16 protein-coding genes are annotated in these 13,394 nt (G+C 41.8%); 1 reads left to right on the plus strand and 15 read right to left on the minus strand.

Annotated elements, in window-relative coordinates:
* Positions 1 to 30 precede the first annotated feature (30 nt).
* From OIM03_06390 to cobU, 13 genes are all read right to left on the minus strand, one after another.
* Complete coding sequence (locus OIM03_06390) at positions 31 to 720, minus strand: glycoprotease (protein ID HJI73904.1); 690 nt, start codon at positions 718 to 720, stop codon at positions 31 to 33.
* Between the two features lie 254 nt (positions 721 to 974).
* Positions 975 to 1,364 (minus strand): transcription antitermination factor NusB, encoded by a 390-nt coding sequence (gene nusB / locus OIM03_06395; GenBank protein HJI73905.1) that lies wholly within the window; start codon positions 1,362 to 1,364, stop codon positions 975 to 977.
* An 11-nt stretch (positions 1,365 to 1,375) separates the two neighbouring features.
* Positions 1,376 to 1,723 (minus strand): hypothetical protein, encoded by a 348-nt coding sequence (locus OIM03_06400; GenBank protein HJI73906.1) that lies wholly within the window; start codon positions 1,721 to 1,723, stop codon positions 1,376 to 1,378.
* A gap of 1 nt (position 1,724) precedes the next feature.
* Positions 1,725 to 2,084, minus strand: coding sequence for an Asp23/Gls24 family envelope stress response protein (locus OIM03_06405; protein ID HJI73907.1), 360 nt, complete (start codon positions 2,082 to 2,084; stop codon positions 1,725 to 1,727).
* A gap of 15 nt (positions 2,085 to 2,099) precedes the next feature.
* The gene (gene efp, locus OIM03_06410) at positions 2,100 to 2,660 is read right to left on the minus strand and encodes an elongation factor P (GenBank protein HJI73908.1); all 561 of its coding nucleotides are present in this window, start codon (positions 2,658 to 2,660) and stop codon (positions 2,100 to 2,102) included.
* A 15-nt stretch (positions 2,661 to 2,675) separates the two neighbouring features.
* Positions 2,676 to 3,731 carry a Xaa-Pro peptidase family protein gene (locus tag OIM03_06415; GenBank protein HJI73909.1) on the minus strand — a complete coding sequence of 352 codons (1,056 nt, stop codon included), beginning with the start codon at positions 3,729 to 3,731 and terminating at the stop codon, positions 2,676 to 2,678.
* Between the two features lie 116 nt (positions 3,732 to 3,847).
* A complete protein-coding gene (cobC, locus tag OIM03_06420; protein ID HJI73910.1) occupies positions 3,848 to 4,459 on the minus strand; it encodes an alpha-ribazole phosphatase in 612 nt (203 codons plus the stop codon).
* Positions 4,456 to 5,535, minus strand: a complete 1,080-nt coding sequence (locus OIM03_06425; GenBank protein ID HJI73911.1) for a pyridoxal phosphate-dependent class II aminotransferase — start codon at positions 5,533 to 5,535, stop codon at positions 4,456 to 4,458. Before OIM03_06425 ends, cobC begins: the two co-directional genes overlap by 4 nt.
* On the minus strand, positions 5,516 to 6,295 hold the full coding sequence (locus tag OIM03_06430; GenBank protein HJI73912.1) for a GHMP kinase: 780 nt from the start codon (positions 6,293 to 6,295) through the stop codon (positions 5,516 to 5,518). The genes OIM03_06425 and OIM03_06430 overlap by 20 nt, the downstream gene beginning before the upstream one ends.
* Before the next feature lie 95 nt (positions 6,296 to 6,390).
* On the minus strand, positions 6,391 to 7,146 hold the full coding sequence (locus tag OIM03_06435) for an adenosylcobinamide-GDP ribazoletransferase (GenBank protein ID HJI73913.1): 756 nt from the start codon (positions 7,144 to 7,146) through the stop codon (positions 6,391 to 6,393).
* Between the two features lie 6 nt (positions 7,147 to 7,152).
* Positions 7,153 to 8,106, minus strand: coding sequence for an adenosylcobinamide-phosphate synthase CbiB (gene cbiB, locus OIM03_06440; protein ID HJI73914.1), 954 nt, complete (start codon positions 8,104 to 8,106; stop codon positions 7,153 to 7,155).
* Positions 8,107 to 8,130: 24 nt separating this feature from the next.
* A complete protein-coding gene (locus OIM03_06445; protein ID HJI73915.1) occupies positions 8,131 to 9,660 on the minus strand; it encodes a cobyric acid synthase in 1,530 nt (509 codons plus the stop codon).
* Positions 9,657 to 10,250 carry a bifunctional adenosylcobinamide kinase/adenosylcobinamide-phosphate guanylyltransferase gene (gene cobU, locus OIM03_06450; GenBank protein HJI73916.1) on the minus strand — a complete coding sequence of 198 codons (594 nt, stop codon included), beginning with the start codon at positions 10,248 to 10,250 and terminating at the stop codon, positions 9,657 to 9,659. Before cobU ends, OIM03_06445 begins: the two co-directional genes overlap by 4 nt.
* Before the next feature lie 283 nt (positions 10,251 to 10,533).
* On the opposite strand from cobU, the gene OIM03_06455 reads away from it, so the two are divergent.
* On the plus strand, positions 10,534 to 10,887 hold the full coding sequence (locus tag OIM03_06455; GenBank protein ID HJI73917.1) for a hypothetical protein: 354 nt from the start codon (positions 10,534 to 10,536) through the stop codon (positions 10,885 to 10,887).
* Positions 10,888 to 10,953: 66 nt separating this feature from the next.
* On the opposite strand, the gene OIM03_06460 is transcribed toward OIM03_06455, so the two are convergent.
* A complete protein-coding gene (locus OIM03_06460) occupies positions 10,954 to 12,570 on the minus strand; it encodes a DAK2 domain-containing protein (GenBank protein ID HJI73918.1) in 1,617 nt (538 codons plus the stop codon).
* On the minus strand, positions 12,570 to 13,391 hold the full coding sequence (locus OIM03_06465; protein ID HJI73919.1) for a DegV family protein: 822 nt from the start codon (positions 13,389 to 13,391) through the stop codon (positions 12,570 to 12,572). Before OIM03_06465 ends, OIM03_06460 begins: the two co-directional genes overlap by 1 nt.
* Positions 13,392 to 13,394: the final 3 nt, after the last annotated feature.

The following is a 13,394-nucleotide window of genomic DNA, read 5'->3' on the forward strand; positions in this document are numbered from 1 at the left end:
AGACGATATTAAATCATCTGATGATCCATATCAGGAGGAAGAATAAATCATAAATGCGCCGAACGCGTTGCCTGAAGCATTATCACTGCTGTACCTGGGCGATGCAAAATAGGGTTTTAACATTTTTTCTCTGCAAATATCATTAACCCGATCCCTTAAATAAATATTTGACATGACACCGCCAATAGATACAAAAGGGGCCCCCTTTTCAAAAGGATAATTCAAAAGTTCTTTTTCCAAAGAATCTCCAATATGACATAAAAGCCCCTTTGCTATATCGGCCTTATTATATTGACTGCTCTCAATATCATGCAGGCATTGATTTTCCTGTCCGGAAAAACTAAAAGCATTCAGAATTTTAGTCATAGGCAAAACATAGTTCTTGTCTTTTCCTTCCATGGCAAGTATTTCCAAATGCTTCCCCGCGGGAAACGGCAGCCCCAGAGCAACTCCGATCCGGTCAATCAGCTGCCCGGCGGTAATATCTCTTGTCGTGATGAGCTCTTGTATTTCAATCTTGTCTTGTTTCCAGACACAACGCAGTACATCCTGAGTACCACCAGAAAGATGCATCAAATAGAAATCTTTTCCCCATAACTCAGGTGCCTCCCTGATTGCAGAGAGAGCATGATTTTCCTGATGGCTGAATTGATACATCGGGATATGAACTGCCGCAGATAGTGATTCCGCCAATCCTTTTCCAACGAGAAAAGCGGGCATAAATGAATCTGCCCGCCTCCTTGGGAATGAAGAAACTCCGATGGCAGATACATCCCCTAAGAATGGAGATATTCTCTACATCAATACCGGTAAATTTCTAACATGTTGATAGACCATATTGGACTGAGACAGTCCACGGCCGCCCATCTTAACTTTAAGGATAATTCTCTCTTCACAAATCAAGCCTTTTTCTGAATCATAAACAGCAAGCGAGGTAGTGTAACAACTTGTGTCAATACCAAGAAACTTACTCATTATTTCTCCTTCAATGCCTGATCCAGCAAACCGTTAATGAAAAGGTAAGAATTTTCACCACCATAGATCTTGGCAAGTTCGACAGCCTGATTGATAATCATATTCCGTTTATCCGGTGCACCCAATTTCAGGTATTCAGCAATTGCCGTTCTAAGAATGTTCTTATCGACTACATTTAACTGCTTCATTGACCAATTGATGAGATGGCTTTCAATCATGTGATCAATCAATTCAGAATGACTCTGGTATTCTTCGACCACTGCTGAAGCGTACTCCATATCCGCTTCGGATAAATCAGCAGTTTCCCCACTGATATTTTCACTTTCGGGATTCAGTTCTTTGGAATACAAAACTTTCAAAGCATACTCTATTGCATCTTTATTGCCCATTGCAACCTCTTTCAATCAACTATTTCAGTGATAGTAATATCAATTCCATAAATCATTTCCTCCGTGCAGGAGGCTAAGACATCTTTCACAGCAGCCTGTATACGTTGAGCGGTTTGATTGACTTTACAACCTGAATGCAGAGATAAGGAGACAGCAACTTCTATTCCCTTTTTGCCATTTCTCCGGATCAATAAGCCCTTATGGCCCTTAAGACCGAAAGCCTGGCCGATTCCCTGCATCAAATAGGAAAATCCCTCAGCAGTAAAAGCGGCAACTTCTGGAAATGAAAGTACTTTCTCTTCGATTCTTCGGTAAACCTCTTCTTCAGGAACAATAGAAACAGAATCTTCTTCTGACATTTTATCGCTCCTTATCAAACACAACCTTTTGAACGTTAACGTTGACTGCAGTTACTCTAATCCCGGCAGAATCCAATATTTCTTCCTTAACAATTTCTTGAAGATTAAGAGCAATAGCAGGAATCCGGTCTCCATGATAAACAGCAACGTATAAATCAACCACTATACTCTTATTATCAATGGAAACACGAATTCCACGAGTTTCTTCATCATTGATGACAGATGAAATTGCATGAGAAAAACGATCATCCATCGCATAGATTCCCTTAACATGCAACGTAGCTGCCTGTGCAATACTGGCGATGACCTGATCTGAAATTCTAATTGTGCCTAACGAATTCTTTATCTCTGCAGTTTCCATGTTAGTCTAAACAACTCACTTTACACGTTCGATATATGCGCCTGTACGTGTATCAATACGGAGCATTTCACCTTCGTTGATAAAGAGCGGTACAGAAACAATATAACTTGTTTCCATTTTTGCCGGCTTGGAACCGCCGGTTGCTGTATCGCCGCGGATGCCTGGTTCTGTTTCAACGACCTTGAGTTCAACAGAGTTTGGAATATCGACGCCGATGATGCTGCCATTGAAGAACATGACAGTGCATTCCATTTCTTCTTTAAGGAAGTTGATCTTGTCGCCCAGCTGCTCTTTGTTCAGCATAATCTGTTCATATGTTTCGGTATCCATGAAGCAGTAGGAACCGTCAGCTTCATATAAATACTGCATCGGCTTGCGTTCTACCTGAGCATTCTGCAGTTTGATGCCGGCATTGAATTTACGTTCAACAACAGATCCTGTCTGCAGATTTTTCAATTTGGCACGAACGAATGCAGCACCCTTGCCTGGTTTTACATGCTGGAATTCCACGCACTGCCAAACCATTCCGTCAAGTTCTACTGTTATGCCTGGACGAAGATCATTACTAGAAATCATTTACTTTTCCTCCTACTAAACCCTTAAAAATTTTTTGGGGAACTTCGTTAAAACTGAAATTCCATCTTTTTCTATTGTGACCGTATCTTCGATACGAACTCCACCTACTCCCGGGATATAAACTCCAGGTTCTACCGTTTCAGTCATTCCGACCATTAAAACGGAATGGTCACGCGGTGCCAGGACCGGCGCCTCATGAATCTCAAGTCCTACGCTGTGACCAAGCGCATGAGTGAAATAACTATCCAAAGAGAATTTTTTCAGGTATTCTCTGGCCAAGCGATCCACATCAGAAGCAGTCTCGCCCGCTTTAAGCAGGCCTTCTATATACTCTACACATCCCAGCACTTTATCATACATGAATTGCTGCTGGTCGGAAATTTCTCCAACGGCAACAGTTCTTGTGATGTCGGAATGATATCCTTTATATATAGCGCCAAAGTCAAAGGTAATGAGATCCCCTGACTCAATCACTTTATCTGTCGCTGTTCCGTGCGGATACGCCCCTCTATAGCCAGAAGCAACAATCGTATCAAATGATTTCCCTTCAGAACCTTCAAGCAGCATGGAACTTTCCAAAACAGCCATCAATTCCCGCTCCGTAACTCCGGGCTTGATATATGGAATCGTCTTCTTGAATCCTTCATCCGAAATCCGGCAGGCTTCTGCAATACACTTAAGTTCTTCTTGTGTTTTTATCTGTCTGATATTGTCCAATGCGCAGACTTTAAATTCTACATTATCCATCACACCAGAAAAGCTCAGATAGGCACTGTATGAAAACGGAGATTCAACGCCTATGCGCTTGACCTTGTGCTTCTGAGCGAGCTCGGCAATAACACTCGGTAACTTCCCTGCATGATTTATAACTTCAAATCCGGCCGCTTCTTGTTTTGCTTGTTCTGTATATCGGCTGTCAGTAAGAAGATAATCGGCATCTTTAGTCAGAAATAAAAAACTGTCTGATCCCGTAAATCTGGAAATATAATAACAGTTTTCATTTTTTTGAACGAAAACTGCATCCAGACCGCTATCCTTCATAAAATCAGAGATTCTATCTTTTAATAACATGCATAATCACTCTTTTCCATTACCCTCTAATAATACCGTATCAAGAACTTTTTGTCCATGAAAATTCAAGGAATTGGAAACAGGCTGAAAACAGGACTCTATGCAGCATACTATTATCATTCCTTCAAATGGCTGACGCCATTGAGCGAATCCAATACATTCAGGCCATTGTTGAAACACTTGATAACAGATACGCTCGCATTATCTAAAGAAAGATTCCATGCTCTGGCTATCGGAATATCTATGAAGGAGCATATAATCATTCGAAGCACTACGCCATGGCAGACGACTGCATAAGTCTTATCATCACCTGACGAAATGAGTTTCTCTATACATGCAGCAGCACGCTTCCTGCATTCTTCGAAAGATTCACCATTAGGGAATTTGAATGTTTCAGTATGTGTGAACATCTTCTCCATGGATCCTGGCCAGCACTTTTCTATTTCCTTAAAGTTTTTTCCTTCCCATTCTCCAAAATCAAGCTCATGGAGATTCTCTTCTATTACCAGGGGGAGATTATGAGATATGGCAACACCTTGTCCTGTTCTGACAGCTCTTTTTAAAGGACTTGAAATTACAGAGTCCAGCTTGATATCTCTGAAATAATCCTCAATTTTATCAGCCTGAAGGATTCCCTTCTCACTGAGCTCTACATCGGCGATTCCCTGATAGCGTCCCTTTTTGTTCCATAAAGTTTCGCCATGACGGATAAGATAAATAGTTATCATTTAGCAAGCACCTCATGTAATGCATTAATGAGTTTATTATTTTCAACATCAGAACGCACGGCTACACGGAAAAATGAATCATCCAATCCCTCATAATTTCCGCATTTCCGGATAATAATTCCGCGGTGAATCAGTTTTGCCTGAAGAGATTCAGCATCCATTCCTTTATCAAGCAGCTCACAAAGGACAAAATTTACCGTTCCCGGATACACCTTGATCTCTGGAAATTCCTTCAGTCCTTCAACAAGTTTTGCTCTTTGCATCTGGCAGAATGAAATGGATCCTCTTATATATTCATTATCCTTGACCGCATGCGCCATGTACAGCTGAGCTAATCCGTTGACATTCCAGGGAACAAGATTCTGATTGACCTGATCATGAATAGCCTGCGGAAGAAAAGCGCAGCCTATACGCAGCCCGGGAACTGCGTAAAATTTAGTGAGCGAAGTAACTACAATGACATTTGGATGCGTCTCACTCAGATTGCGGTAGGAATATCCATCTCCCACAAAATCAATAAACGATTCATCTATCACAAGGAAGCTGGATGCAGCATCCGCAATCCCTATAAGCTCCAAAAGATCCTTGGAGTCCAGCAGCAAGCCGTCGGGATTATTAGGATTCCCAACGTATATCAAAGAATTCTGCTGAATATTATTTTTTACTTCTTCAATGAAAGCTTTGAAAGATGAAACTGGTTCACTCAATAAGCTCAGGACTTTTGCCCCGGATGCTTCTGCGGATAATCTGTATTCACTGAATGAAGGCGCAGGTATCAAAACCAGATCCGGATTGATGATTCTCAGGATGGCATACATCAGCTCAGTGGCACCATTTCCAACCACGATATTGGTTTCATCGACATGGTAACGTTCTGATAAAGCTTTAATGAGGTCTCTGCATTTAACATCCGGATATCGCAAAGTTTCCTTTTCCCAGCCTGCTTTTAAAGCAGCTTTCCCTTTAGGCGATAATCCAAGAGGATTTATATTGATGCTGAAATCCAGGAATTTATCTCTTTCCTTATCCGAAAATCCATAAATATCTCCGCCATGTCTACTCTTTGTCGAACTCATTCGCATCGCACTTTCTGTCTATGATTCCTTGATTAATAATTTCCACAGAATCTAAATATGAAAAATCCTTTCCCATATATTCATTTATACTCTGCTTCATATTTTCAATATCACCATCGGCTGAAACAATCAGTCCTAAAACGGTTCCGCTATGCGCACAGATAATTCCCTTACCTCCAACCTGCATCCCAACTTTATAGAAACGGTTGAGCTGTTTCTTATATAAAATCTTCTGGTTTGCAAAAGCGCTGATGGAGGATGCTCTTCCTATTTCATCAATGGAACCGTTCTGAATCCCCTTCCTGAACAGGTCAAGGGCTATTTTAATATACTTTTCGTTTTTCTTCTGAAGGTCGACCAGATCCGCTCTGGTATTAAAATCGACTGTATCTATCTCTCCGCCGCAGTCATAAATCAATATCTTAAGAGGCGGGCAGTCTCCGATCAGCTGGATGAGCGTACCGCCGCGATGATCAAATCGTACTATCCCGTTGAAAAAAGTGGCGTCACTTGGTTCTATGGAAAGTGCAATGTCCGCTATTTCATGCGCTGTCAGCCTTTTCCCGCAGGAAAGTGCAACAGCCTGAGCGACTGCACTGATATCAGCAGTGCTCGATGCCATTCCTTTTCCAGGCAGGATATTAGATTTCAGCCTTATAGGAATATCACGTTCTTCCTCGCCCAGATAATTCAGCGTTTTCTTTACAGCAAGAGCCGCCTTCTTCGGTAAATGATCTCCCGGACCATCGAATTGGCTCATTGCGTAAGAATATCTGTTAATCGGACAAGTCACCATAAACGATATTCCATCCATATATCCCTGAATAAATTCTCCGCAGGATCCCGGAGAACTGACTATATATGCCATAAGTCCCCTCTAATCAAAAGAACCACAAGGAGCGCTATACCTGCTTCTGTTATTTCTGTAACAAAGCCGTAAGTGTCTCCCGTAGTTCCGTCAATCTTTTTGACAACCCAGTTATTTAAGCCAAGTCCAATCATGATGGAAATCCCCATAATGAATAAATAGCTGAATCCAAAATAAAACGCAGGCAGCATCGAAAAGAAAACTGCCCAAGGCAGCGTGTACTTGGAGTGATAAGCAGCAAAAGCCTTCCCCATACCATATGGTCTGGCATAATTATAATTGCAAATGCTTATAACCAGATTCAGTCTCCCCAATGTAGGCATGGCAATAAGGAGCATCAGCATGGCCTGAGTATTATCCACATATCCTAAACATAGTGTTGTCAAAAAAACATAAATCAAAATCGACAGCATGCCAAAAGAGCCTATGAGACTATCTTTCATAATCTCCAGACTTCTTTCCTTTGACCTCCCGGAAAAAAGCCCGTCAGATGCGTCCATAAGCCCGTCTGTCAGCGTACCGCCGGAAATAAAAATTTCTCCAATCACCAGGAGGAATCCCGTTAATATGGGTGTATCCAAAGGCTTCGTAATCTGAAAAATCAGAATGAGAAAAAGCCCTATAATCCATCCAATCACAGGAAACCACATGACACTTTTACCGAATTCCTCATCTTTCCAGATTGCTTTGGAAGACAAATGAATCCGTGTCAAAAACTGGAGTCCTACAAGAAAAGAATTCATTGTAAATCACCATGTGAAGAAAATAACAATTGACTCGAATATAACAAAGATCGCTGTTGCCAGATACATCATTATGATAGATTTCTTAATATGAAACGCCTTAAGTTCTACCTTGGGATCCCCCATGTACTCTCTAAATTCAGCAACTCCGTGATAGTAGTTATATCCGCCCAGTCTTACATTCAAAGCTCCTGCCATCGGCGCCTCCGCATATCCTCCGTTAGGACTCGGATGTTTGCGGGCATCTCGCCTGGTTATAGCAACAGCATTTTTCCAATCCAGCCTTAAAATATAAGCACTTGCTGCAAAAAGCAAAAATGTTATTCTTGCAGGAATATAATTCAGAATATCATCCAGTCTGGCGGCAATACGGCCAAAATAAAGATATCTGTCGTCTTTGTACCCAAGCATGGAATCCATAGTGTTTCCGGCGCGATACAAAGCAGCGCCAACAGGGCCGAAAAGCATGAAATAAAACAGAGGCGATATAATTCCATCAGTTGTATTCTCGGCAATAGTCTCTACTGTTCCTCTTACGATATCAGCTTCCGACAGGTTATCCGTATCTCTGCCAACGATCCAGCTGAGTCTTGCCCGTGCCTTAACCAGGTCACCGTCTCTCAAAAGATGGTAAATCTCCAGTCCATCGCGGGCAAGGGCTCTGGGGGTAATAGTGACATAGAGAATCAACGCACTCAGCGAAAAATAGAGAAGAATTCCGCCTTTGTGTCCCAGGTACACAAAAAATGATGTGATCAGGCCGACAGTCAAAAGAACAAGACAGACTGTCAGAAAGCCCCTCAGCATTAAATCTTTCGGCGCAGCCGGCTTCTTGGGATACAGTTTGTTTTCAATATAAGAAATTAAGTTCCCTATGAGCACAACGGGGTGATAATCAGATCTAGGATCCCCGTAAACTGTATCAATAATGCATGCTGTGATCGGAATCACAGCATACATTAAAGAATAATAAAAATCACTCACTTATTCATTCCTCAGGATTTCATAAACAGTATCCATATCAAAATGCTTCCTGACTGAGTCTGCCAAGCGGTCATACTCAGATTCTTTATACTCTCTATAACGGAATTGAATCGGAAGTTCACTTAATCCTTTTCTCTTGCGCAAAGCATTAATAATGGCACGTCTCAATTCATCATTATCGAAAACGCCATGGCAGTATGTCCCGAATACATTATGTTTTTCGTTGATATAGCCATCATTCACATCAACATCCTTGCTGCTGCGGCTGGTAATGTGGAATAAAGTCTGGGCAGGTTTATTGAGTGTAGTTTCACCCATATGTATTTCGTATCCCTTTAAATCACTGCCCTTAAACTGCATATCGAGGAATGGCAAATCGTCACAATCAAAATGAACCTGATATGTGTTCTTTACCCCCTGCATAACTGTCGTATACGGGAGCAGTCCCAAACCATCGACTTCATCATTCTGGCTTTCCACATGATCCGGATCGCTGACTTTTTCACCAAGCATCTGGTAACCGCCGCAAACGCCGATTACAGGAGTTCCCTGTTCTGCCAGTTCGCAGATTTCCTTTGCATAGCCTTCCCTCTTCAAATAGAGGAGGTCTTCTGTAGTATTTTTACTTCCCGGGATGATGATTAAATCAGGATTTCCAAGCAAATCTCCCTTTTGTACAAAGCGTACATTGACATCCGGTTCACGATTCAAAGCGTCGAAGTCTGTAAAGTTGGAAATTTTAGGAGTCTGGATCACTGCAATATGGATATCCCTCATAACGTGATCGTCCGGGATTTCCTGCAGGGAAACGGAATCCTCATCATCAATGCCGAGTTTGTTTAAATAAGGAATAACGCCTAAAACAGGTATACCTGTACGTTCCTTCAAAAAGGTCAATGCAGGCTCGAGAAGTTTGATATCTCCTCTGAACTTGTTAATGACAAGACCTTTAACGAGAGCCCGTTCGTCTTCATCAAGCAGTTCCAAAGTACCGACAATAGATGCCAAAGCACCGCCGCGGTCGATATCTGCTATCAAAAATACCGGAGCATTGCATTCTTTAGCAACTCTCATGTTTACTATGTCATTTTTCTTCAGGTTCACTTCCGCCGGGCTGCCTGCACCTTCTATGACCATGACATCATAGTGGGATTCCATATATTCTATGCTTTCTTTTACAGAAGCCCAGGCTTTCTGGCTATACTGGTTCTGGTATTCGGACGCAGAATAGTTGCCTCTGGATGTACCAAGAATAATGACCTGCGAGCATGAATTGCCAGTAGGTTTCAAAAGGACAGGATTCATCTGCACAATCGGTTCAGCACCTGCAGCCTCAGCCTGTGCCACCGTTGATCTTCCTATTTCTCCGCCTGAAGGGGTAACGTAGGAATTAAGCGCCATATTCTGTGCTTTAAAAGGTGCCGTTTTGTATCCATCCTGAGCCAGAATCCTGCAAAATGCCGTAGTCAAAATACTTTTGCCTACATGTGAACTGGTTCCCTGAAACATTAATTTCTTTGCTTTTTTCATGACAGCTCCACTCCTCTGCTTTTGAGCTCAACAGTAATTCCAGCAACCGAAAGGTATACCTCATCCGCTTTTTTTGCAATATACTGATTTGCCAGGCCGACAAGATCCCTGTATACTCTTCCCATTGCATTAGCCGGGATAATCCCCATTCCAAGTTCGTCTGAAACAAAAATAATCTCCCGGTCAGAGACTAAAGATATTTCATTAAACATTCGATCCAGATCATTTTCCAATAAATTCTGAAGCTTCTCCAAATCCGAAACGCCTAAAACCTCAGCATCTATATTACTGATATGATCCATCAATAAATTGCTTACGTACATTGTAATGCAGTCAAATAATATAGAATCTGTTTCATTTAATACAGTGCCTATCTGATTCCCTGCTGTATGCATGATTTCATAAGTTTTCCAATCAGACGGCCGTCTTTCCTTATGAAGGAGGACCCTGTATTTCATTTCTTCATCTAAAATCTGACTCGTTGCGATGTATCCCTTCCTTTTCCCTGTAGAATGATACATCAGCTTTTCGGCAAATTCACTTTTTCCGCTGCGGGCGCCTCCTAAAACAAGAAAGATCTTATTCCCCATGAACGTAATTCACCTCTTCCGGATTTGATATATTTTAAAATTATTTTTAATATTTATATAATAACATATGTCAAATTCTATCGCCAATAAATAGCCTTTTATCGATTGTTGTCTATAAAATATAGGAATTCATTGAATTTTCGTCTTGTCATGTTTTCATGTTTCTGAATTGATAAATCAATAGATAAAAGCACATAATTCTTAAATGCAGGGTTCAAGATACTTGCATTAATATTATGGTGTTGTATTATTATAAAGGATTAAAAAGATAGGAGTGATGATTATGTCAGAAGAATTAAATCAGGATAAATATACCATAGACCTGATGAAAACACTTTGGGAAAATACATTCAGGGGTACGATTTTTGACTATAAAAATCAGTACATCGCAACAGTCAGGATTGTATTCAATATCCCGTTAGACAGGGATTTGGTTCCGGATAATGCGCCGGAGGTTTCTCCTGCAATCATCGTATTAGTAGAAGATACGATTATTAGTCCGATTGATGTCGTTTCTTTTGAGCAGACCATTACTCCAATTCTTGTCAAGAAATTAACGAGCAGATATTTCCAGCCCGACCGCGTAATGTTCTTCTATCCAAGCCCGGCAGAAGGTGCTGAAACAAAAGAACGTTAACTAATGCGGCAATCTATATAAATAATAAAAAAACGGATCTCAGATTTTTCTGAGATCCATTTTTTATTATTCCGCAGATAGGAGCATCGGATAAAGCGGCTGTCCGCCATTATAAATTTCGAAGGTCAAATCTGGATAGTCTTTCTGGACAAGCTCTATTTCCTTGTTGCAGCGCTCTTCTGTCAATTCATCCCCATAATAGACCGTTATGATTTCCGTATCCTCAGTTGTGATATTTCCAATCGTCTTCTCAAGGCAGTCGTGAAGATCATTGGTTGCCACTACTTCGTGATCCTTAACCAGTCCCATGTAATCATCTTTATGGATGACTGTTTTCCCAACAACACTGTCTCTTACTGCAGTGGTTATTGATGCGCTGCGAATTTCCTTCATTCTGTCCGACATGTTTTCCATGTTTTCTTCGACAGATGCATCTTCAGAAAATTCCATGGCAGCTGCAAGCCCTTCCATAGGATTGGCGGATGGAATAATATTCACCTTATCGCCAAGCATTTTCTGGAGCTGCTGGGCTGCCAAAATGATATTCTTATTGTTCGGAAGAACGATATACTTTTCATAATGGCCATTTTCGATTCCCAGGCTGATTTCCTGAACGGATGGGTTCATAGACTGCCCGCCGGAGATAACATCGCAATGCAGCTTTTCATACAGTTCTTTCCAGCCGTTTCCGCTGACAACGGCAAGGACGCCAAGTTTCTTTTTAACAATGGCTTTCTGCTTATCCTTATTCTTATGGAACTGGTCTATCATATTGTCGCATTTAATATCATGCAGCGTTCCCCAGTCAGCAGCCATATCAAGTACATGGCCCGGACGCTGTGCATGAATATGGACTTTAATAAGATTATCGCCCTCAGCTACGATCATAGACTCGCCCCAGGCTTCCAGTCTCTTCCTGACCTCTTTAGCCGGCAGTTTGCATGGGCTGATGATAAACTCCGTGCAGTATGGATATTCAATGGAGAACTGCTCTCCTTTGGCTTCCAGTCTGCTGATGACAGGTTTTACCTCGATATCTATTTTCTCAACTTTTCCGGTCAATCCATTAAGGCATCCCATCAAGAAGAATATCAGTCCCTGTCCGCCTGCATCGACAACATTTGCATCCTTCAGTATCTGAAGCTGTTCAGGTGTCTTGGCCAGAGCTTCATTCCCGCAGGTGATGGAAGCTTCCAGAATCTTGCTGAAATCAGTTTCTGTCCGGATGACTTCCCTTGTGCCTTTGGCAATTCCTCTGGCAACAGAAAGGATTGTACCCTCAACCGGTTTTGTGACGGATCTGTATGCATAAAGTATCCCATACTGGAATGCCTTGCTCATCTGTCCACAGGACGCAGTTGTTTTGCCGTGTAGTCCCCTGCTGATCCCATGAATAATCTGGGACAGGATAACACCGGAATTTCCTCTTGCGCCCATAATAGCGCCGGCTGATGCTTTTTCCGCCATGATGCCGATCGGTTCACTTGGATCCACGTCAGCAATCATGCTGTACATGGATTTAAGTGTATTAAGCATGTTATTTCCCGTATCTCCATCTGGTACAGGAAATACATTCAGCTGATTCAGAATTTCATATTTCTGCTGGAACAACTGATATGCACCTATCAACATATTTTTAAAATAAACACTATCAATTGTAGTATACATAACTTTGGCCCCCATTATTTGGCACTTTCAAAAATAATACCCAGCAGCCCAGGCCCAAGATACGACGCCAGAACCGGCGTCCCGGTCGTAAGAGTTACCTCATTTTCGGGATATAACTCTTGCAGTTTAGCCTGCAGGGATTTTCCCCCCTCCTCGTTTTCAATATGTACAACTCCGATTCTCTTGCAAGGGGAATTTTCTTCCAAATACTTCATCATGGATGCAATCGCCTTTTTCTCAGTACGAACCTTGGCTAAAACATCCACTTCGTTATTTGGATTCAAATAGATAACAGGACGAATTTTCAGGATACCGCCTATAAGGCTTGCTGCCTTGCCAATACGCCCGCCTCTGTATAAATAATCTAAAGTATCTACTGTAAATTCAGTCCGCATGCGGAATGTCAAATCAAAAAGCTTCTTGCATACTTCATCAAAAGCCAGATTGCTCTGTGCGAGTTCTATACCATCCTCAAGAAGCTGGTACATTCCAATGGCAGTCGTCCTGGAGTCCAGCACGCAGATATTTTTGCGTCCGGACTGTCTGGCAGCTAAAACAGCCCCATTATAGGTTCCGCTTACTGCAGACGTTAAGCACAGGACGATGATAGGATCTTCTTCTGGTACATTTGAGAATGCCTGAAGAAAATCACCTGTGCTCGGCTGACTCGTCGGTACGGTTTTCTTATCACGTTCTGAACATTCAATGACCTTTTCTATTGTTACATCACTTTCAGGTAAATATTCCTGATCGATAGAAATAGTCAGGGGAACAACATGTACGTTTTCATGTTGTTCTAGATAACTTTCAGGAATGGCAGAGGTGCTGTCTAACAAAAA

The organism is Veillonellaceae bacterium (genome assembly GCA_025992895.1).
Lineage (GTDB): Bacteria > Bacillota > Negativicutes > Veillonellales > Dialisteraceae > Dialister.